The organism is Pseudobutyrivibrio sp. (assembly GCF_015057185.1).
GTDB lineage: Bacteria > Bacillota > Clostridia > Lachnospirales > Lachnospiraceae > Pseudobutyrivibrio.
The window spans coordinates 1-21,610 of the sequence record NZ_SVEV01000014.1 but is presented as its reverse complement, the minus strand read 5'-3'; the positions used below and the strand labels follow the sequence as shown (position 1 = coordinate 21,610).

At 40.3% G+C, this 21,610-nt stretch carries 24 protein-coding genes; all 24 read left to right on the top strand.

Annotated features, from left to right (window positions below):
- The first annotated feature begins 777 nt into the window (after positions 1 to 777).
- Positions 778 to 1,356 (top strand): hypothetical protein, encoded by a 579-nt coding sequence (locus E7276_RS07040; protein ID WP_294215581.1) that lies wholly within the window; start codon positions 778 to 780, stop codon positions 1,354 to 1,356.
- Positions 1,346 to 3,226 carry a phage terminase large subunit family protein gene (locus E7276_RS07035; protein ID WP_294215579.1) on the top strand — a complete coding sequence of 627 codons (1,881 nt, stop codon included), beginning with the start codon at positions 1,346 to 1,348 and terminating at the stop codon, positions 3,224 to 3,226. The genes E7276_RS07040 and E7276_RS07035 overlap by 11 nt, the downstream gene beginning before the upstream one ends.
- A gap of 2 nt (positions 3,227 to 3,228) precedes the next feature.
- Entirely contained in the window at positions 3,229 to 3,471 is a 243-nt protein-coding gene (locus E7276_RS07030; RefSeq protein ID WP_294215577.1) for a hypothetical protein, read from the top strand.
- A gap of 10 nt (positions 3,472 to 3,481) precedes the next feature.
- The gene (locus tag E7276_RS07025; protein WP_294215574.1) at positions 3,482 to 5,119 is read left to right on the top strand and encodes a phage portal protein; all 1,638 of its coding nucleotides are present in this window, start codon (positions 3,482 to 3,484) and stop codon (positions 5,117 to 5,119) included.
- Positions 5,106 to 6,224, top strand: coding sequence for a head maturation protease, ClpP-related (locus E7276_RS07020; RefSeq protein WP_294215572.1), 1,119 nt, complete (start codon positions 5,106 to 5,108; stop codon positions 6,222 to 6,224). The genes E7276_RS07025 and E7276_RS07020 overlap by 14 nt, the downstream gene beginning before the upstream one ends.
- A gap of 1 nt (position 6,225) precedes the next feature.
- Complete coding sequence (locus tag E7276_RS07015; protein WP_294215569.1) at positions 6,226 to 6,579, top strand: hypothetical protein; 354 nt, start codon at positions 6,226 to 6,228, stop codon at positions 6,577 to 6,579.
- A 13-nt stretch (positions 6,580 to 6,592) separates the two neighbouring features.
- On the top strand, positions 6,593 to 7,876 hold the full coding sequence (locus E7276_RS07010) for a major capsid protein (RefSeq protein WP_294215566.1): 1,284 nt from the start codon (positions 6,593 to 6,595) through the stop codon (positions 7,874 to 7,876).
- Positions 7,877 to 7,891: 15 nt separating this feature from the next.
- The gene (locus E7276_RS07005) at positions 7,892 to 8,074 is read left to right on the top strand and encodes a hypothetical protein (protein WP_294215559.1); all 183 of its coding nucleotides are present in this window, start codon (positions 7,892 to 7,894) and stop codon (positions 8,072 to 8,074) included.
- Positions 8,067 to 8,414, top strand: coding sequence for a hypothetical protein (locus tag E7276_RS07000; RefSeq protein ID WP_294215554.1), 348 nt, complete (start codon positions 8,067 to 8,069; stop codon positions 8,412 to 8,414). Before E7276_RS07005 ends, E7276_RS07000 begins: the two co-directional genes overlap by 8 nt.
- Before the next feature lie 12 nt (positions 8,415 to 8,426).
- Complete coding sequence (locus tag E7276_RS06995) at positions 8,427 to 9,038, top strand: hypothetical protein (protein ID WP_294215552.1); 612 nt, start codon at positions 8,427 to 8,429, stop codon at positions 9,036 to 9,038.
- Positions 9,035 to 9,505, top strand: coding sequence for a hypothetical protein (locus E7276_RS06990; protein WP_294215549.1), 471 nt, complete (start codon positions 9,035 to 9,037; stop codon positions 9,503 to 9,505). Before E7276_RS06995 ends, E7276_RS06990 begins: the two co-directional genes overlap by 4 nt.
- Positions 9,506 to 9,510: 5 nt before the next feature.
- Complete coding sequence (locus E7276_RS06985) at positions 9,511 to 9,741, top strand: hypothetical protein (protein WP_294215547.1); 231 nt, start codon at positions 9,511 to 9,513, stop codon at positions 9,739 to 9,741.
- A complete protein-coding gene (locus E7276_RS06980; RefSeq protein ID WP_294215545.1) occupies positions 9,728 to 11,179 on the top strand; it encodes a hypothetical protein in 1,452 nt (483 codons plus the stop codon). Before E7276_RS06985 ends, E7276_RS06980 begins: the two co-directional genes overlap by 14 nt.
- Positions 11,180 to 11,182: 3 nt before the next feature.
- Positions 11,183 to 11,710, top strand: coding sequence for a phage major tail tube protein (locus E7276_RS06975; RefSeq protein WP_294215543.1), 528 nt, complete (start codon positions 11,183 to 11,185; stop codon positions 11,708 to 11,710).
- A 57-nt stretch (positions 11,711 to 11,767) separates the two neighbouring features.
- On the top strand, positions 11,768 to 12,181 hold the full coding sequence (locus tag E7276_RS06970; protein WP_294215541.1) for a hypothetical protein: 414 nt from the start codon (positions 11,768 to 11,770) through the stop codon (positions 12,179 to 12,181).
- Between the two features lie 173 nt (positions 12,182 to 12,354).
- Positions 12,355 to 15,693: a phage tail tape measure protein gene (locus E7276_RS06965; RefSeq protein ID WP_294215538.1), complete on the top strand. Its 3,339-nt coding sequence runs from the start codon at positions 12,355 to 12,357 to the stop codon at positions 15,691 to 15,693.
- A gap of 8 nt (positions 15,694 to 15,701) precedes the next feature.
- The gene (locus E7276_RS06960; RefSeq protein WP_294215535.1) at positions 15,702 to 15,923 is read left to right on the top strand and encodes a tail protein X; all 222 of its coding nucleotides are present in this window, start codon (positions 15,702 to 15,704) and stop codon (positions 15,921 to 15,923) included.
- On the top strand, positions 15,923 to 16,939 hold the full coding sequence (locus E7276_RS06955; RefSeq protein WP_294215533.1) for a phage late control D family protein: 1,017 nt from the start codon (positions 15,923 to 15,925) through the stop codon (positions 16,937 to 16,939). Before E7276_RS06960 ends, E7276_RS06955 begins: the two co-directional genes overlap by 1 nt.
- 8 nt (positions 16,940 to 16,947) lie before the next feature.
- Positions 16,948 to 17,322, top strand: a complete 375-nt coding sequence (locus tag E7276_RS06950; RefSeq protein ID WP_294215530.1) for a hypothetical protein — start codon at positions 16,948 to 16,950, stop codon at positions 17,320 to 17,322.
- Positions 17,323 to 17,326: 4 nt separating this feature from the next.
- Positions 17,327 to 17,968 carry a phage tail protein gene (locus E7276_RS06945; RefSeq protein WP_294215528.1) on the top strand — a complete coding sequence of 214 codons (642 nt, stop codon included), beginning with the start codon at positions 17,327 to 17,329 and terminating at the stop codon, positions 17,966 to 17,968.
- Positions 17,969 to 17,979: 11 nt separating this feature from the next.
- Positions 17,980 to 18,267, top strand: a complete 288-nt coding sequence (locus E7276_RS06940) for a hypothetical protein (RefSeq protein WP_294215525.1) — start codon at positions 17,980 to 17,982, stop codon at positions 18,265 to 18,267.
- Positions 18,260 to 19,417: a baseplate J/gp47 family protein gene (locus E7276_RS06935; protein WP_294215523.1), complete on the top strand. Its 1,158-nt coding sequence runs from the start codon at positions 18,260 to 18,262 to the stop codon at positions 19,415 to 19,417. The genes E7276_RS06940 and E7276_RS06935 overlap by 8 nt, the downstream gene beginning before the upstream one ends.
- A 10-nt stretch (positions 19,418 to 19,427) precedes the next feature.
- Complete coding sequence (locus E7276_RS06930) at positions 19,428 to 20,069, top strand: phage tail protein (RefSeq protein ID WP_294215521.1); 642 nt, start codon at positions 19,428 to 19,430, stop codon at positions 20,067 to 20,069.
- Between the two features lie 11 nt (positions 20,070 to 20,080).
- Positions 20,081 to 21,565, top strand: a complete 1,485-nt coding sequence (locus E7276_RS06925; protein ID WP_294215519.1) for a hypothetical protein — start codon at positions 20,081 to 20,083, stop codon at positions 21,563 to 21,565.
- The last annotated feature ends 45 nt before the right edge of the window (positions 21,566 to 21,610 follow it).

Sequence of the window (21,610 nt, the reverse complement as noted above, 5' to 3'; positions counted from 1 at the left end):
TGCTTTCTATTTGAATCAGCTTGGCTTGATTGCCTTGCTGTGACTCAATAATACAGCCCACTGGTCTGCAATGTCAAGCAAAAATTTCAAAAAAGTTTTAGAAAGATTTTTGGGAAGCGCCCCAAAGCCTTGTAAATACTAAGAAAAATTAGTTGAAAAATTTTTTGAAAAAAGTTTGCAAGCAATCCCAAAAAAGAGAATGAATAATAAAAAGTGAGAAGATAATCAAAAGCAATTCACAAAGCCATAGAAAAAGAAATGTATATATTAAAAGTGTTCGTTTTGTTCGCTTGAACGGTGCTATAATGATATTAAGCAATAAAGACAAAACGATAACGGCGGAAAGTTCCGCCGCTTTTATTTTGCTGTTTGCGCATTTCTTACTCCCTTTACAATAATGTTGCGGGCATATATCCAGGCATCATGGGCGGATGTCCTGGATGTATGGTCCAGGGATAATTAATAGAGTAAAAATACTTTCTAGTGATTAATAAGCTGGTTCAGTATAGCAATTGAATAGTAAGAAATAAAAGAGTGCTCAAGCTTCAGGATCAAGAGGCTTGAGCACTCTTTTTTGTGGGCTTTATTAACTGCTTTTTGAGCAGCTCATCAGCCTAGAAGATTTATTTTGCATTAAATAGAAGGAACGCAAGCCTCAAAGGTGCCGAAAGTAGGTTCTTTCGGGCCCGACAAAAGGCTTTGCGGGTCGGCGAGCCCAATAATTGTCTAGATAATAATCAATTTTTTAGGGCATTGCCGATTATCAGGGTGGACGACATGAAAAAAGAGACCCAAAATTTAGAGGAAATTATAGTTAGTTCAAAAACGCTCGAAGCCTTGCTAGGAGTGAAAGATAGGACTATTCGAGACCTTGCCGAAAAGGGCATCATAAAACGTGATTCGAAGGGCAGATATTTGTTCTGGGAATCGGCAAAGGGGTATATCACAGCTCTCAAATTAGCAAACGCTGGAAAGAGTACTCAGAAAACCGATGACGACGGAGAATCACTAGACCTTGACGAGGAAAAGGCTATGCACGAACACCTCAAGAGGCAGATAACAGAAATCAAATTACAATTAATCAAAGGACAAGTACATAAAGCCGAGGATGTCGAAGCGGTAATGACGGACATGTTTGAAAAGTTTAAATCAAAGATGACCGCCCTCCCTTCCAAGTTGGCAAAAAAGCTAGAAGGGAAAAGTAGGACAGAAATACAAAAGATTTTGAAGCTGGAGATAGATAATGCCCTAGTTGAACTTGCTAGTTACAATCCAGCGGATTTCTATTCTGACGAACACATTGAGATATCCAATGAGGCTCTTAGTTCGTTAGGAGTTGATGATAGTGGCGAATAAAGAAGTAAGTTGGCATACACTCCAGTTAATGAGCAAATTGGCCAACACGTTAAAACCTAAAGATAGCATGACATTAAGCCAATGGGCTGATAATTACATGGTTCTTCCTGAAGGCTCCAATGAGGCTGGACGTTATTCAACTGATACGATTCCGTATCAGAAAGAAATCATGGACGCAATTACAGACCCTGAGGTTGTTGATGTAAGTGTAATGAGCTCGGCGCAGGTTGGTAAGACAACAATCATTATGTGTGGTATAGGATACTTTATTGATTACGAGCCAGCTACACAGATGTTGGTAATGCCTACTATCCAAATTGCTGAGAAGTTTTCAAAGACAAGACTATCTCAGATGATAGCAGATATCCCATCGCTGGCTTGCAAGGTTGCAGACCCAAAGGCCAAAAATTCAAACAATACAATTTTACTTAAAAGCTACCCTGGTGGAAGTATAGCAATTGGTGGAGCCAATTCACCAAGTTCACTTGCTTCTGATCCTAGAAGAATAATATGGATGGATGAAACAGACCGCTTTCCTGAGTCAGCAGGCTCAGAAGGTAATCCAATAAAGCTTGCTGAAAAAAGAGCAACATCCTATTGGAATAAAAAACATATAAAGACTTCTACACCTACAATAGCGGGACGAAGCAAGATTGAGGATGCATATAACAAAGGCAGCATGGAAGAATGGTGCACCCAATGCCCTGAGTGTGGAGCATTTCAACCATATGACTTCAAAAGGATAAAGTTTGACACGGTCTCAATGGTATGTCGTGAGTGCGGATGCATATCTACGGAGCGACAGTGGAAAGATAGTAATCATAAATGGATTGCTAAACACCCAGAGAGAAAGAGAGCCAGATCATTTAGGCTCAACGAGCTTGCTAGTCCATTTGTTGACTGGAAAGAGATTATAGAAAACTTCAAAGATGCTGATGATAAGTTAAAACGCTTCCATGATCCTGAGGATATGAAAGTATTTATTAACACCGTGCTCGGAGAAGTGTGGGAGGAAACAGCATATGTTGAGGATTCTGTTGATGAAGACTCATTAGAGAGTAGAGCTGAAGTCTACGAAGCAGAAATACCAGAAGGAGTACTACTTCTTACAGCGGCAGTGGATGTTCAAGATAATCGATTTGAAGTAGAAATAAGAGGCTGGACTCGTAATTACGAGTCATGGGGAATCTACAAAACTGAAATCTACGGAGAATTAATTACTGACGAACCATGGAATCAGCTCGAAGCCTATTTAGCACAGCCACTTCATTTCGAGGATGGCACAGAGTTAAACGTAGCAGGAATCGCAATAGATACAGGTGGCCACTTTACGAATAAAACCTACAAGTGGATTAAACACATGAAATCTAAAGGCAAAAAATGCTATGGAATTAAGGGCTATGCAGGCAAGCCTGATATACCTTTGATATACAAAAAGACCGTAGTTGATATCACAGAAGAACGAGGCGGAAAGAAAGTAGTCGTTGATAGAACCTTAATTCATATTATCGGTGTCGATTCCGGCAAAGAAGATATTATGAACAGACTATCGCTGGAAGAAACGGGCCCTGGATATTGTCATTTTCCAGTAGGAGAAGGCAGAGGGTATGATTCAGAATACTTCAAAGGCCTAACATGTGAGCATCAGATAAACAAAAAGGTCAACGGAATGATTAAAAAGGTATGGGTAAAGAAGAGCGGCGCACGAAACGAGCCGCTTGATTTATTTAATTATAACTATGCAGTTGTAGAAATCTTGAGACCTGAATGGGATAAGCTCGAATCTAAGATAAGAGCTGGTGTCAATTACATGAAAAAGAGTAAGCGACAGAGAACTGTTAGAAGGTCGATTGAAGGAATTGAGAGGTAAAAATGGCAGTAATCATTAGAAATAAAACTCAATATGATGATGCAGTAGCTACACTAGAAGATTTGAAAAAGGCTAGACATAAGATTCTAGTAGGTGGTCAATCTTATACGATTGGCGCAACCCAAATGAATCGTGCGAGCCTTAGTGAAATCACTGAGGAAATTCATGAGTATGAGCAGGCAATAGACGCTTATGAGACTCGTGGTACATCCAAGAGAAGAGTCGCCAGAGCAGTTCCACTCTAAAGGAGGAAACATGGGTTATTTATCGGATATGTTCCAGCTCAGGAACACAAAGAAAAGTCTTGAGCTTGCAAAAGCTGAAAACCAATTAGCTAAGACTAGAGCTAATACCGCGATGTTAAATGCTCAAAGAGACGCAGTTGAGCGATTTGTAAATTCAGGATATAGCCATGGTGGCGCATCAAGAGGAGCTACATGGGCTGAACAGTATCACTCAGAGAGTTTATCTCCAAAGAGTGATATTGAAGAGAATAGGAAATTATTAAGGGAAAGAACAAGAGACCTAGCAATGAATGCTCCGATAGCTACAGCAGCTATTAATTCAACTAGGACCAATGTTATCGGTATGGGTTTAAAACCTAAACCAAAGATTGATTATGAATTTTTAGGCATGTCTAGAGAAGATGCTACTAAGTTACAGTCGCAAATCAAGAAAGAGTTTGCAGTATGGGCAGCATCTACTCTATGCGACGTATGCGATCTTAATAATTTTTATGCTTTACAGCAAATAGCATTTAGCGATTGGCTAAAAAACGGTGAAGAGTTTGCTCTAATCCAATATGGAGAAGCTACAACCTACATGCCTTATTCATTGAGACTTAGGTTAGTATCGGCCGATAGAATCTCAACACCTGGTAATAATACAGGTGAATATGATGGGTTCGACAAGATTGAAAAGAATGGCAATACCATTATGAATGGTGTTGAAATCGATAAGAATGGAAAAGTAGTTGCTTATCACATCTGCTCAGAGTTTCCTGGAGAATTTTCGAGGAAATCTCCAAAGTGGAAACGAATTGAAAAAAGAGGAAAGAAAACAGGCAACCCTAACATTCTTCATGTGTTCAATGCAGAAATAGCAGAACAATACAGAGGAGTACCATTTTTAGCACCTGTCATTCAATCAATCAAGCAGCTGACACGTTACACAGAAGCAGAGATAATGGCTGCAGTCATTAATTCAATGTTTGCCTTATTTGTCAGCACGGAAACAGGCAATGATATTGATGGCTTCGGCGGTGTGGATGATGACGACGATTTTCTCACAATGGCACCTGATAAGGAAGATGAGATTAGATTAGGTTCAGGAACAATCAATTTCCTAAAGTCAGGGGAAAAAGTTGAGGCGGTAGAGTCTAAACACCCATCACAGAACTATGATTCTTTTGTATCAGCTTTTGCGATGATGATAGGTGCAGCTCTTGAGATATCACCAGAAGTATTGATGAAAAAGTTCAGTAATAACTTTAGTGCTTCAAAAGGTGCATTAAACGAGACATGGAAAGCTTTTTCAATGCGCCGTAAGTGGTTTGTTGATGATTTTTGTCAACAAGTGTATGAAATATGGTTTGCGGAAGCCGTAAGCCTTGGGCGCATAAAAGCCCCAGGATTTTTCACAGACCCATTAATCAAAAAGGCGTACACCAATGCGACTTGGACTGGTCCGGCACAAGGTGTATTAAATCCATCTCAAGAAGCTGAGGCTGCAATTAAACGTATAGCCCATGGCCTATCCACACATGAAGATGAATGCGCTGCAATGAATGGTTCTGATTATGAAGATAATGTAAGAACTCTTGAGATAGAAAACGAAAAATTAGCGCAGGCTAATAGACCACTTATGGAGGAGGTTACAGATGAAGAAAATTGAGATTAAAGGCCCAATCGTATCAAATGATGTCGGTTGGATATACAACTATTTTGGTATGGATGCAGCTTATCCAAACTTGATTAAAGAGGGCTTAGCAGATGCAGCAGGCGATGATGTAGTCATTGAAATTAATTCACCTGGTGGTGTGTGCGTATACGGCTATGAAATGTACACAGCAATTAAAGAATACGAGGGCAGGGTTACAGCCCATGTAATTAGCGCTATGTCGGCAGCAACATTGCTCGTATGTGCATCAGACGAGGCGCTTATTTCTGATACAGGAATCTTTATGATTCATAATGCTCAGTCTCAAGCTTCAGGTGACTACAGAGACATGGAGATGGAAGCTGACGCTCTTAAAGAGTTTAACGCAGGTATTATTAATGCTTACGTTAGAAAGACTGGTAAGAGTAGAGAAGAGATACAAGCTCTTATGGACAAAGATAGTTACATGAGCCCACAGACAGCAATTGAAAATGGATTTGTCGATGGGTATATCTTCGGAGATCCAAATCAAAAGGTTGAGCCAGAAGCATTAGCAACAAAGATTGTTGCTGCGGATGTTCAAATTATCCCTGAGGATAAAGCGATAGCATTAAGACAGATGCTTTCGCAGCTTGACAAGCCGGTTGAAAATATGGAAATTGCACCGGTGCAAATTGGAGAGCAGAAAAACGGCGTAGTGGCCGATTCTGATAAATCTATAGAAGGAGGAAAAGTACAAATGACACTACAGGAATTTTTGGCAGAGAATCCAGAAGCATTAGCAGAAGTTGATGCTATGAAAGCAGAGGCTAAAGCAGAAGGAGCTAAAGCAGAAAGAGACCGTATTCAGTCACTTGACAAGATTGCGGCTACAGTTACTGCAGAAGCACTCAATGATGCCAAGTACGGTGAGAATCCACTTGATGGCCCTACGCTTGCATATCAGGCAATGGTAGAGGGTGAAAAGTTAGCTACTGCATATATGGCAGCAGCAAGAGAGGATTCTAAGGAGTCAGGAGTTGACGAAGTTGGAATGGGCGAGCCATACGTTGGCGAGCAGCAGACTGACGAGTCAGATGAACTCGCAGGACATGTAAATAGTTTGAAAGGAGAAAACTAAGATGACAGAGCTTAATAAGACGGCGTATGAAATCAAGAAAGACAGACTTATCTATGATTCAAAGCACCCTGTCGATGTAGCTAATGTAGAGGTTACTCTTCCAGGTACAACAGCTGGAGATATTGAAAGAGGCCAGTTGCTCGATGCTGCAGACGGTGTTTACACAATTCATGATAAAAATGGAGAACCAAGCGCAATTGTAGCAGAGCCTACAAGTTATGCAGAGGACGACACAAGCATTGTCGCTACTGTGTATACAAGCGGTTCGTTCAGACAGAGTGAGGTAATTGCTTCACCTAAAATTACTACAGCGCATATCGATGTATTGCGTTGCAAGGGAATCTATTTAAAGTAGGAGGATATCAAAGATGGTAAACGAGACAAGAGTATTGATCAGTGCAGTCAAGAAAATGTACCCTGTTTCGCAGTTCTTTAAGGATCGCTATTTTCCTGATGGAAAGGTTTTCTATTCAGAGGAAGCCCTTATTGAAACAAAGAAGGGAAACAAGAAGATTGCACCATTTGTTATTCCAATGGCTGGTGGTATTGTGATGGAAAGCGAGGGCTATCGTGCTGAGAGAATCAAGGCACCTTTTATTGCTCCAAAGATGCCTATTACTGCAGCAGAGCTAGAGCAGAAGGCTTTTGGAGAGAAGCCTGATTCAGAGAGAACACCTGCTGACCGCGAAAATGAGATTGAAGCTGAGCATATGGATGAAATGCGTAAAGCTATTTTACGCAGACATGAGCTTATGTGTGCCGATGTCATCACAACAGGTCAGATTGAAATGAAGCACTTTGCAACTGCTGAGGATGCTGCAAACGGTCTCAAGTATCAGATGAAGGTGCTTAGATTCTATGAGAATGAGTTCAAGAATAAGTATCAGTTCACTAAGGCTTGGTCTTCAATGACAGCAGCTGAAAAGCTTCAGGAAATCTACAAGATGTCAACTATTCTCAAGAAGAGAGGCATCCGCGCAACAGATATCGTTATGACAGGCGATGTATCAATGGACCTTATGACAGATCAGGATTTCTTGAACTACTACAATAAGCTCAGTGTTAACACTGGCGTAATTGATCAGAAGGAACTCCCAGATGGTGTTGCATGTAATGGCACACTCAATGTTAATGGTGTACTCTTCACTATGTTCACATATGATGAGGAGTTTGAGGATTTAGATGGTACAACAGCACCATTCTTACCAAAGGGCACTATTGCACTCTTACATCCTGGCATGGGTACAACAGTGTATTCACAGGTAACATTTATCAAGGGTGGTAGCTTTGCCTCTTACGCAGAAAAGATTGTTCCAAGAATCGTATCTGATGAGAAGGAGAACATTATCGAAGTTCAGATGTTCTCGCGTCCTGTACCTTATCCAATCGATATCGATGGATGGCTTGTTGCTAATATCCTTGATACACCAGCAGCTTCTCAGGATATCGCTGATAACAGCGTAGACACTGACGAAGGACCAACTGACGGTGTAACATTAAAGACAGAGGCTGAAATTAAAGCAATGACAACTAAGGCAGCTGTAATTGCTTATGCTGAGTCAATCGGCTTAAGTGGCCTTACAACAGAGCTTAAGCTTGTAGAGCTCCAGGAAGCTGTAATCCAGTATCAGAATGATACTTATGAGGATTAATGGAGGTAAAAATAAATGTTTAAAGCCAACACTATTATTATTGCTGGCAACACTACTTACACAGAAGGACAGGTCGTAAGCGGCCTGTCCTCTATTGATGAGGAGTGGATGAAGAACGCAGGATTAATTTCTGAGGTTCCAGCAAAGACAGAGAAGTCAAGCAAGGCTTCAAAAAAAGAGGAAAAATCAGATGAATAATTTTAGGGAATGTTTTGAAGATGACCTAGATAATGCATTCTTCGATTTAGATGATTTTGCAGACGAGCACACCATTGACGGTAAAAAGTGCGTAGCTGTATTTACAACTACTGAGATCGTAAATGGAAAGATGTCCTACGGATTGATGAAAGCTACATTAAATCCTAAAGAGACAGCAATTAATAAAGTACAACCCCTGCTATTTGTTAGAAAAAGTGATTTGAGAGCAAAGGTTACACCTAACTCAATGATTACATTGGACGGTGTTAAGTATTTCGTTCAGCAGGTTACGACAACACAGGGAGTATGTAGGTTGGTGCTTGAAATCCACGCAGTATAGAGGTGATTTGAAGTGATAAACGTAACTATATACGTGAATGAAGAGGAAGTAAAAAAGAGATTAGGCGCACTTTCAAATAGGTCAGGTGCTGTTATTGCCAGAGCTGCTAATCGTTCTATGAACACTGGTAAGAAGGCTATTAAGCAAGAAACAGCTAAGATTTATAACGTACGAGCAAAAGATGTTTCTAAGATTCTTAAGGATACAAAAGCATCAGCAAGCAACCCTGCGTTTACATTGACCTATAAGGATACACACCAAAATCTTTATCACTTTGGAAAATCAAATACGATGTCACCGCGCTATATAGTGCAATCAACAGACCCTGCTAATCCAGACCCTGAGTTTGTAAAAGCAAAGGTAATGAATAAGCATAGGCCAACACCACTTGATGGAAGGCCTAGACCATTTGTTCAAAAGGCAGTTAAATCAAAAGTTATTGCATTGTTCCAACGAGAAACAAACGATTCTAAGGCACCTATACGAGGTGTAGCAGCTCCTTCTTTACCGCAGGTCATTAAAAACGAAGAGGTATTAGCAAGGTTTAATCGTGATGCTTACAGCATGTTCTCAAAGCGTCTAGTTCACGAAATAGATAACGTTTTGAAAGGAATCACCACATGACAGATCTAGATTTACAGAAGGCTATTGTCAAGGAAATTGAGAAATTAACCCAAGACCAAAGTCTGAAAAAATTAAATGATGAAGTTTGGAAGGACTATAACATATACACTCAGGAAAAACCTTACAAGGATGATTTTGCTGATGATGACCAAGAAGATTATGTAATAGTCATGCTTGATGATGAGGATACAGACGAAGACGGAAATTGGATAGTCAATGTTCATATTCTATTAAGTATAAAGCTCTACGAGGAACAACATCAAGGGAACCTTATATTGGCCAACTTAATGAATCAATTAGACCTCCATTTTTGGAGTTTAAGGATACTTGATAATAGATATGAAATGCAAAAACAACGCCATAAACGTTTTAATCAAGAATGTTATCCAAACTATTATGAATGTGACTACATAACACGCTGGAAGATTCCGGCAGCACATCAAGAAGGGATTGACCAATTAGTATGAGAATCATGTATTTAGGTCCAGAATTAAAAGGTGTCGTAAGGCACAACCAAATTTTTTCATATAATCCTGAAGACGTAATAGAGAAAGCTTGTCAACGAAACCCCTTGGCAAAGCATCTATTCGTAGATATGGAAGATATTGTAGCAAAGAAAAAGGAACTTCATACAGAAGGCTCCTTATTAAATTTAACCTTTAGAAAAATATTAAAACAGGAGGTAGACCATGGCAGATTATAAACATGGAATTGACACTACTAGGGATTCCGATATTTCTATCGAGGCTCTAGAAGCTGCAAGAGTACAGGTTGTAATTGGTACAGCTCCAATCAACCTTGTAGATGATCCAAGTAGTGCGGTTAATGTACCTTTTCTTGTAAGCAACAAGAGCGAGGTAAAAGAGGCAGTAGGTTACAATACAGACTACGAGAACTACACAATCAATCAAGCAGTGCTTGCATCGTTTGAGAAGATTGGCGTAGCACCAATGGTAGTTATTAACGTACTTGATCCTTCAAAGGCAGCGCATAAAACAGCTGTAGCGGGTACTTCTTACCCTCTCACAAATGGTTCAACAACCATTAATGCTGAGGGTGTATTACTTGATACACTTGTCGTATCAGTAAATGAGGAGACAGGCGTTGCTGATACTGATTATGTAGCAGCATTTGATTCTGACGGACACCCAGTTATCGCGATTACTACAGATGGAAAGTTTGCTTCTGCGACAGCTCTTACTATTGCATATAGCAAGCTCAACCCAGCAGGCGTAACAGCGGATGATATTATCGGTGGCATTTCTGCCGCTGGCGTTAGAACAGGTATTGAGCTTGTAGATGAGGTGTATAGCCGCTTTGAGGTTATTCCTGACATTATCTTAGCTCCTAAGTATTCAAGATTACCATCGGTTGCAGCAGCACTTGAAGCTAAGGCAGAACTTGTAGGTGATCTCACACATGCAGTTGCTGTAGTAGATATTGAATCTACAACTACAAGAACCGTGCAGGCTGTAGAAACAGCAAAGAACACACTAGGATGCTTCTCACGCTGGGTAGTTCTATGCTGGCCAAAGGTTTTAATGGCTGGCTATGAGATTTACGCGTCAGCAGCTGTAGCAGCAATGCTTCAGTATACAGTAGCAAACAACAATGATGTTCCAACTTCTCCAGACAACAAGAAAGTTCCTATTGACGGAGTAGTTCTTGATGGAGGAACAGAACTTCATCTCACAAAGAAGCAGGTTAACAATTACCTTAATGCGTTTGGTGTATTATCATTCGCTTACTTAGGTGGTTGGAAGTGCTGGGGCAATAACACAGCAGCTTATCCAGATAAGACTGAGCCAAATAACCGCTTCATTAAGAGCGTTATGATGTCAAATTATCTTGAAAACCGCTTCAAGACAGAGTATCTGTCAGAGGTTGGAGAAGATGGAAGCACAAAGCTTATCGATTCAATTGTAAGCAATTACAATGCAGACCTTAACGCTTTAGTGCCTGATTACTTAGCAGGTGCTAGTGTTGTATTCGATAAGAGTGAGAATCCATTGTCTGAGATCCTTGAGGGACATTATAAGTTCCATACAAGATATGCAGACTGGACTCCTATGGAGTACATTGAAAATGACTTCACATGGGATTCAAAAATCCTTGAGGAAGCATTTGAGGGAGGTGAATAATAGATGAACTTAATTCCTGATAAAGTTAATAATTACAACGTCTATACTGGCACAGCTTCAGCAGCTAACAAGCTTATTGGTGTTACTGATGAGACAACGCTTGTTAAGCTCAATAGCATGTCAGAGACAATCAACCTTGCTGGTATGGCTGGTGAGGTTGATTCACCGGCGGTTGGCCAGTATCAGAGTATGGATATCACTATCACATTCTCTAATATTGCAAAGAGCTCGCTTGATATAGCAGCTAAGGACAACACACCTTTGATTTTCAGAAGTGCTCAGGAGTTTATTAATCCAGAGGACAACACAAAGTCATTCAAGAATAGAACTGTAACAGTTCGAGGAATGACAAAGAGTATTGACTTTGGTGTAATGAAAAAGGCTGGCTACGGCAAGCCTAGCATCACTAAAGAAGTCACATACTACAAAGAGGAAATCGACGGTGAAGTGGTTACAGAAATTGACAAGTTCAATGGTAAAGCTATTATCGGCGGCGAGGACATGACAAAGGATATTTTAGATTACATCTAAAATCATTGAGCACTGGGGTTAATCCTCAGTGCTCTTTTTCTTAAGGAGGAAAAACACATGAGTAAAGAGGTAATGAATAATACAGAAATTGAAGAGGTAGCAGGTGTTGAGGCGGCAGCTGATGCAACAGCTACAGAGGCGTCTAAGGAAGTTTTAGAAAGCGAGTCAACAAGTCTCAACAGCAAGCTTCCATATATCGTAGAGCTATCAAAGGAATACGATTTAGACGGAAAGAAAATCAAGGAAGTAGACCTAAGCGGACTAGAGGATTTAACTACTCTAGATGCTGAGTACATCGACAGGGTGATGAATAAATTAAACTATCACCCAGCAAACAAGTATAAGGATATCACTTATACAAAGCATATCGCGATGAGAGTCACAAATCTTCCAATTGAATTTTTCAATGGTTTGAAGTGGAAAGATATGTACGCGATTACGGCAAGAATCACAGTTCATTTTTTATTCTAGGAGCCAGTGACAATCTGGCCCAAGATATGAAAAAACTTGCGATAAAAATCTCAATGAGATTAAACAGTTCAATCGAGTATTTAATGAAAATGCCTATTGATTCTCTTTTAGAACTAGCAGAGAGCATATGTGAAGTAGACCAAGAGAGACAAAAAGATTAGAGGAGGTAAGCAATGGCCAACAAAACTACATATGAGTTAATGGTGAAGTTGGGGGCGACTACCTCGACTAGTTGGAAAAGCAAACTAGGTCAAGCTGAAAGAGATTTAGAGGGATTAAATAAAGTAGCAAATAGAATAATGCTAGGCATGGCTGCTGGCGCAACGACGGCAGCCTATGCCAGTGCAAGAGCCATTGCAGATGCTACAGAAACCTATAAAGGATTTGAGCAAGAAATGGCTACAGTCCAGTCAATCTCAGGCGCAAACGCAAGACAGTATGAGGACATGAGAGAGGCTGCTCTAGATGCTGGAAGAGCTACCGTATATACGGCAGAAGAATCAGCATCAGCATTTGAGTATATGTCACTTGCAGGATGGGAAGTAGAGGAGTCTTTGCAGGCGTTAAATCCTATTCTTCACTTAGCGGCAGCAACTCAAAAAGAATTACAAACAACAAGCGATTTAGTGACAGATTCAATGAATGCATTAGGTCTTGAGGTAACAGATCTAGATACATATTTGGATAAGTTAATCGCCACAAATAATAATGCGAATACAACAGCTGAACAGTTAATGGAAGGCTTGGTTAAGGCCGGTGGTGCTTCAAGAGTATTAGGTGTATCACTCGACGATACAATTACATCACTTGATATTCTGGCTAACAACGGTTTGAAAGCCGAAGAGGCTGGTACAGCTTTAAATTCAATATTCGTTCGAATAGCAGGTAACTCAACTGCTATTGGCGAATTAGACAGAATAGGCGTAAGTCTCTGGGATTCACAGGGGGCTTTTGTAGGCTTCGAGCAGACATTGATTAATATCAATGAAGCCATGGAAGGTATGACTGATGAAGAAAAGGCTCAGAGCCTTGCAAAGATTGCGGGTACTCGTAGGTATTCACAATTCTCATATTTACTAGATTCTGTCAAAGAAACTATAGATGATGCTGGAAAAGCAAGCGTTGCATGGGATGAATTAGAAGCTGACGTAGAAAACAGTTCTGGGGCTTTAGAGAGAATGTATGGAATAGCTACAGACACTCTTGAAATGGCAGAAGCTAGATTACGTTCAGCTAAAGAAGATATGCAAATCAGAGTAACAGACGTTTTCTCTGATAGCGCAAAAGAGACACTATTCTGGTTATCAGACGAACTTCCAAACGCGACTGACTCCATTGTAGCATTTGCTGAGGCTCATGAATTAGAGTTTGCTGAACTTCTTGAAGACATGGGAGATGGAATCGAACAGCTTTGGGAAGATGGAGTAGCAACTGGCTCATGGATTATTAAAAACAGAGGAGCATTAATAGGAGCCCTTAAAGGCGTAGCAACAGGAGTACTGTTAATCAAAGGCGCTGTAACAGGCATTAAGCTAGCAAAGCTTTTAGTTGATCCATTAAATGCAGCAGTTGCAGCAGGAGGTTTGGCTCTTGTAAGCTTAACAGCTATAGTAGGAGCTCTCGAAGACGCTGAACGAGAAGCAACAGAAGCAAGTCTAGCGGAGCATTTCGGTGATATAGCTCTTTCAATGGATGAAATTGAAAGAGTAGCTGAAGCTATCACAAATACTGGAGCTATTCAGGGCATGAAAACAGCACTAGAAGAGTTTGCTGATGCAGATAGTTTCGCAGAAGATATGGCGGATGCCCTTGCTGAAATAGATAAATATAATTGGATGGTTAAAGTTGGAATCGAACTCACAGAAGAGGACGAGGAAGACTATCAAGCAACAATTGATGATTATGTCAAGAATGCAAACGATTATATCGAGCAGGAAAGATATGCCGTAACAGTAAGCCTAAGTGCCGGACTATCAGACACTGAAAACTCTGCTGATATTATATCTAAGGTTGATGAGTTCTATAGACTTAATCAAGAAGAGATGGCTAGCCTTGGAACCCAGTTGGCCGAAGCGGTTAATGAGGCATTCAGTGACGGTGTATTAGATCCATCGGAAATTGATAATATAACAGAACTCCAAGCTAAGATTGCTGAGGTTCAAGCAAGAATAGCTCAAGGTAGATTTGACGCTCAAGTATCACTACTTGACGTTGAATATGATTGGAGCAATCTAACGCCTGAAAGTTTTGCAGCCATGCAAGACGAACTAGGCGAGAACCTTGAATCAATCAAAGAGGCTGCAGAACAAAATTATGTAGATAATTACGCAGCAATAACAGCAGCTTACACAAATGATGATGGCACAATGGCAGAAGGCTATGAGGAAGCCATTAATTCATTAAAAGAAGGTTACAGGCAAAATGTAGGCGAGGCTGAGTTGAAAGCAGCTAATGCCCAAATACAAGGCATTATGAGCGCATACGCGGATGATGATATTCAAAGTGCGATAGACGCTGTCAATGCAAGTTTGAGCAGCAGCATGGAGTCTATAGCGGAACAAAGCTATGTTGATCCAAGCGATTTTACACGCGCATTGGATAATGCTTATCTGTACGCTGAAGATGCGGCGAAGGATGTTTTAGGTAGTAAGACAAATGATATAGAAGAGCTGTACGAGGGATTGCAGCCAACACTAGAACAACTGCTTGAGACGGAGAAAAAGCTGGAAGAACTAGGAGTAGATGTACCACAAGAATATCAAGATGCAATCGAAAGTATATACTCAATAGGTGCAGCTGCAGGCGACCAAACTGCTATATATTCATTATTAGGATTGAGCTTGCAGGATAATGATGAATATGCTCAATTAATGGCAGCGGCTGAAGGAGCTTACGCATATATTCCAGAAGAGATAACTAACGCTATGACAACCCCTGAAAACATGGAGCTGTTAGATGAAACTACAAGTTTAGTAAGGCAGAGAATACAAGAAGGATTGGAAAATGGTGCTATTGATGCAACCATTTCAATTAATGCACAACTTGTCGCCGATGTTAATGAAACACGCCAAAACTTATTGGATTATTATAATAATTCTTCAGGCTCATCTCAATTAGATGCGATGCAGCAGTTGATAGATGCAGGAGTTAGTATTCCAGGTCATGCAAATGGAGGAATTGTAAATGATACTCAAATTTCATGGTTAGCGGAAGAGGGACCAGAAGCTGTTATTCCGCTTGATGGTTCAAGCAGAGCTTATAGCTTATGGCAGCAGGCAGGCCAACTATTAGGTGTTAATTCAAATAGAGTAACCGACAGCCTTGCTAGATTAAGCGGTGGCAGCTCGGGACAGGGCGGTAGCAATTTTACCGTATCTTTCAATCCAGTTATTACGGTTCAGGGCAATGCATCTAGAGAGGATATATCATCTGCTTTATCTCTTACACTTGAAGATTTAAGAGAAATGCTTACCGAAATTCAACGAGAAGATAATAGAGTAGCATTTGGCTAGGAGGCAATATGGGCGGCTATTATTACGAGACAAAACAAGGCGACATGTGGGATTATATCGCATGGATTGTATATAAAGATGAGACTAAGGTCGAGGTTTTGTTGAATGCAGAAGAGAATAGAGAACTATTATCAATCTATATTTTTTCTGCAGGTACAAAAGTGTGGTGTCCAGAGGTTTCAGAGGAGTCTACATCAGATGATATTGCTCCATGGAGGGATAGCGAATAATGGATACAATGAAGTCTAAACTCCTAATTGAGTACAACGGCGTGGAAGCAACAGATATTATCGCAGATGATTGCAATTCCTTCACATGGAAAGATAACGCCACAGGTTCAGCTGATACTGTAACACTTAATCTGAGCAATATAGGTCAGAAGTGGATGAATGGTTATTTTCCATCGGATAAGGATGTGTTTAAAGCATGGATTCAACTATCAGAATGGGCGGCTGATTACAAGGCAGGAAAACTGTTTTGTGGAACCTTCATGGTTGATTCATTAAGCTATGATGGTTTTCCTGAAAAGCTGGCCCTATCAGGTATATCCACTCCAACCGATTGCAATTTTAACGTTAAACAAAAGAATAAGAGCTGGGAAAAAACCACAGTTAAAACTATCATGAGCGATATTGCTGCAAGCGCAGGGATATCGCTTGTTTTTGATGCAGAGGATATAAGTGTTGATTCTGTAAATCAGACAGGAAAGACAGACTTAGCATTTGCATATTCACTTTGCAGCGACTATGGACTAGCTATAAAGCTATATAACCAAAAGATAGTCGTGTATGACCAGACAGTGTATGAGCAAAAGGAAGCTAGATATGATATAGATCATTCAATATTTGGCGGAAGCGGTTCATACAAAATCAATAGGCAAATAACAACAGTATATGACAGCGTAAAGGTGCAATATACCAATGGCAAAAAGGGAGACACCTTAACCTATGAGTATACGATACCTGGCAAAGAAGGTAATCGACAACTGTTTTTGACCACAAAAGCAGAGTCGTACAGTGACGCTGAAAAGAAGGCAAAAGCAGCTCTTAGAGAGAATATTCGAAACAGTCAAACCGTCACCTTGAAGATGATGGGAAGCGCTAAGTATATGGCTGCGGATTGCTTTAATCTAAAAGGATTTGGAAAGCTTGATGGAAAGTATTTCATAGATTCCGTGACGCATTCTAAATCAAGCGGCAAATATACCGTTTCAATTACAGCTCATATTACTGTTACAGATTTTTAGGAGGTATCATGGCAACTTTATTTTATGCAAAGATATCATCCATCAATTATGCCTCAGGTACAGCGAATGTCACATTGCCTGATAAGGAAAATGCGGTGATTAATTCAGTGCCATTTTTATCGATGTTTTACGAGATGCCAAGCGCTGGTGATACAGTAGCAGCGTTATTTGAAGAGATTAATGGTCAAATAGGAAAAGGCGTAATTCTTGGAAAAATCTTTTTGGACGGGAACGCACCTTCAGAAACGGGACCAGAGATATTTGTAAAAGAGTTTAGTGATGGAACAATGATGAAGTACACACCAACATCTAAAGAAATGGAATTTACGGCCAAAAAGATGATTGTGGATGAACTTGTTTATAAAACACTTACGCAGGGGTGATTAGATGTCAAATGTAGGAAGCTTAGGGGATATCAATTTTTATTGTAAATCTGTTTCAAATAGGAATCAGATACTCTCATTCCATGATTTATCAAGGAGCTCTACAGCTTCATTTGCAGAGCATGAGAGAAACGGCGAGAAGTCGTATTTGGAATTTAATGCAGATGGATTAGATGAATTAACCATGTCCATAGAAGCAAATGCAAACTTTGGAGTTAAACCACTCGAGGTAGAAGGCCAGCTCTATCAGCAGAAATCGGGAGGCACAGCCGAGAACTTTGTTTTGGGTGGCAAACAAGTAGGTGACAATCCGTTTGTGATAACAAATTTAACAGAGACATACAAGATTCTTCATACCGATGGAAGACCAATTGCAATTGGATTCCAGGTAACTCTAAAAGAGTATGCTAATCAGGTGGCAGCAATAGATACAATACCACCAGCAACCACTATAGGAGAGACGCAAACTCCAAAGGCAACAACCAGTGATACTTACACCGTTGTTAAAGGCGACTGCTTATGGAATATTGCAAAGAAGTATTATGGAAAAGGTAGTCAGTACACCAAGATATATAACGCCAATAAAAGCATAATTAAGAATCCAAATCTCATATATCCTGGGCAAGTACTAACAATACCAAAGTAAGGAGGTAGCCAGTGACATTAGAGTATTCAGAAGATAGAAAAAGAACAATGACAGAGACAGAAATTGATGCTATAGAAAATAGCATCAGTACCATCGCGAGCACCCCTTACGGCACAGCTCCTTACATGAGGTCTATGGGAATAAAAAAATATCCGCCGGAAACGGATTCTGACGTAGCAAAGAACCAATACGCCACCGAGGTTATCACCCAGTGTGGAATATGGGAAGACAGAGTGAAAGTATCTGAGGTTAAGTTTACAGACGATAATAACGCAAAGGTGGTGATTGGAAATGTCTAATATTAGTGCACTAGATAATTTGCCTGAAATCAATCTTTTGGATGATGAGGGAATAACAATAGAGTCGATAACAAATGAAATGATAGCCGACTACGAGGCAAGGTATAAGGAACTCACGGGCGAGGAATTAACCTTATATCCAGCCGACTCAAGAAGGTTAATGATTGCTACAACAGCGGGCAAGATATATCAATTAGCAGCCATAATGAATGAACGACATAAGCTGAACTTTATTCAGTACATGTATGGTTCATTCCTTAAGAATTGGGCTGCTAATTTTGGATACACAGAAAGTGGCCTAGAAGCTGCTACTGTAACACTTAGGTTTACTCTTGCAGCAGTGCAGCAGGTGGATATAACAGTACCTGCAGGAACAAGAGCAACATGTGGAGACCATATTTATTTTGCAACAGATGAAGATTTGGTAATCCCAGCAGGCTCTCTGTATGGAGATACAGCCGCAACCTGCACCGAAGAGGGAACCAAAGGCAACGGATATATCGAAGGTCAATTAAATATTATTACTGACCCAGTAAACTTAGTTGCTAGTGTTGAAAATACAACTGAGAGCGCAGGTGGCCACGATGAATATACCGACCAAGAACTTAGAGAGTTGATATTCAATTTCTCAGACATATACTCATCAGCTGGACCTATAGGTGCATATGAGGAATTTGCAAAGGCGTATAGCAGCAATATTGTTGACGCAAAGATAATCACGAGCGATGAGGCTGTAGTTCAGATATATATCTTATTACAGAACGGAACGCTACCAACAACAGCTTATCTTGAAGACGTGTATAACTTCATTATGGAACTACAAAAGACACCTGATACAGACAAGGTGGAAATGAAAGCCCCAACAGCTGTTGATTACCAAATAGAGGCTACATACTATTTGCCAGAAGATAAGAAAGAAATAGCTGATGGTATAAAAGAAGCCATCGAGGATTCAGCAGATGAATTTGCTGAGTACACAAAGAGTAAGATTGGCCGCGCAATTAATCCTGATATTTTGAGATCCTATGTAAACGCTGCGGGCGGTTCGAGAATTGTTATTACAACTCCAGAGTACATAGCAGTAGAAGAGGATGAAGTAGCTATCTGCTCAAATATCTCACTGACATTTGGCGGATACGATAAAGAGTAGGAGGTATAGAATGTACAACTTTGATGATTTAGGAAGTACTTTTTTATCATTACCTCCTAATATTCAGGATATTGAATCTGAATGTTTCGGGTATGCGTTGGATAAGCAGATGAAAAAGTTTCACGCTTTGGCCAATCAACTTACGGTTTGGTCAGATTTAGAAAATGTAGACCCTAAGTATTACGATTACATAGCTCTATGTATAAAAGCTCCATATTATCGCTCAGAATACGACGATGATATGAAGCTTAAATTATTGCAAACATCATTGGCTATGCAACGATATGCTGGCACACAAAAAGCAATTGGCCAGCTTCTTGATATCGTATTTACGAAGGCAGAGTTTAAGCCTTGGTACGAATACAGCGGAGAACCATATCACTTCAAACCTATTATCTATGATGTCCTAACTGAAGATGCAAATACCGTATTTACGAATGTAATAAAGAAGGTAAAAGCAGCAAGATCAGTAATGGATGAGGTAGAGGTAGCAAGGAACCTCGATGGCCAAGTTAAGTATGGTGCTGGAATGGTCAAAGGAAAACACATTCATTTAAGAACTATTGATACATCTAATTATGAATTAGAAGCAGAAATTAAATATGCAGGCGGTGTTACAAGAAGCAAGCATATTCAAATAACAACAGCTTAAGGAGGATAACAATGCAAGACTTAGTAATTACAAACGCTGGTCAAGATTTGATGACCAGACTGATAGCTAATGAAACGACAGCTACTTTCACTAACCTTCAGACATCATCACACACATATACAATTGGTGATTTGGCAACGCTTGAATCATTGGAAGATGTGGAACAAACAACCTTAGTGTCTGGAACATCCATCACAGATAGTAAAACAGTTAAGGTGTTTACTAGAGTGGATAACACAAGTGTACAAGAGGCATATTATATCAATGCGATAGGCCTCATTGCTGAAGATGGAGATGGAAATCAAATTTTATACGCTGTAAGTATTGCGGATGAACATCCTGACTGGATGCCAGCATATGTTAGCGGCGAGACACCAACGGGCTATAGTTACACATTTGATGTTAAGGTTTCAAATTCAAGCTCTGTAGTCATTTCAACAAACCCAGCCGCAACACCAACAATCGAGATGTTCGAGGATGTATTGGATAGAATTGACACCATAGAGACTGATTTAGGAGACACAGATATTAGCGATATTGAGGATGGCACAATTAAGGCAATCCTCAGATTGGTGTACAAAAAAGCTATCTTAGGAAAGACAGCAGCAGAAAAAAATGGACTTATTGTGATTAAAAATATCTCTGACGAGATTTATGCAGCAGACTCAGAACTAAGAACAAAAATCGCAGCAGGTGATTTCTCAGACGTAAATCCTGGAAACTATATTATTGGAAAGACTACAGGCACTAAGTGGTGGATAGTTGATTTGGATTACTGGTATGGCAATAGAACTAGCGGGTTTGGCCAAACAGATTACGCTGAAAGCACACATCACTTAGCAATAATGCCACAACAGTTAATAGGAGTATCTGAACTTCTGTGGGCAGGCCAATTATGGACCGGAGACACAACTATTAACACAGTACAAGGCTGCGCACCATGGCAAGCTACATCAGGAAGCAGAACGGGTGTAGGTGCAAATGATACTACAGGAGCTTATCATAGCTCTTACATCAGAAACACAGTATTGCCTAAGGTATACACTAACTGGCTCAAGGCTGATTTCGTAGATCATGGAATTAAGGTATTGAGCTTCTACAATTTGGAAACAAACGCAATTAACACATCCGCTTCATGCAAAGGCTACAGCGCATGGGCAGGAGCTTCAAGTAGTTGGACATGGTATGATTCAAGCGATAATTCAGCAATAAAGAAATGCACGCTCCCTTCTATTCAGAATCTTACTGGAGGAGATGGATTTGAGTCTAGTGGTTATGATGCAGGAGTTCAAAAAGAACAGCTTGCAATCTTTAAGGCGGGCATGAGTTATCAGGACTTCCTTGGTGATATTGCTAACACTCAATACGCTAGACATACTTGGACCAAGAATGTCGCGTCCTCTGCTCCCGCGTGCCACGTGGACCGCAGCGGCAACTCGCGCTACAGCGGTGCTTCGGCTGCCTTCGGCGTTCGCCCGCTTGCCTTCATTGCGTAAGCTCAAATTCCGCCCCTTCCATGGGGCGGATTTGATCAAAAGATA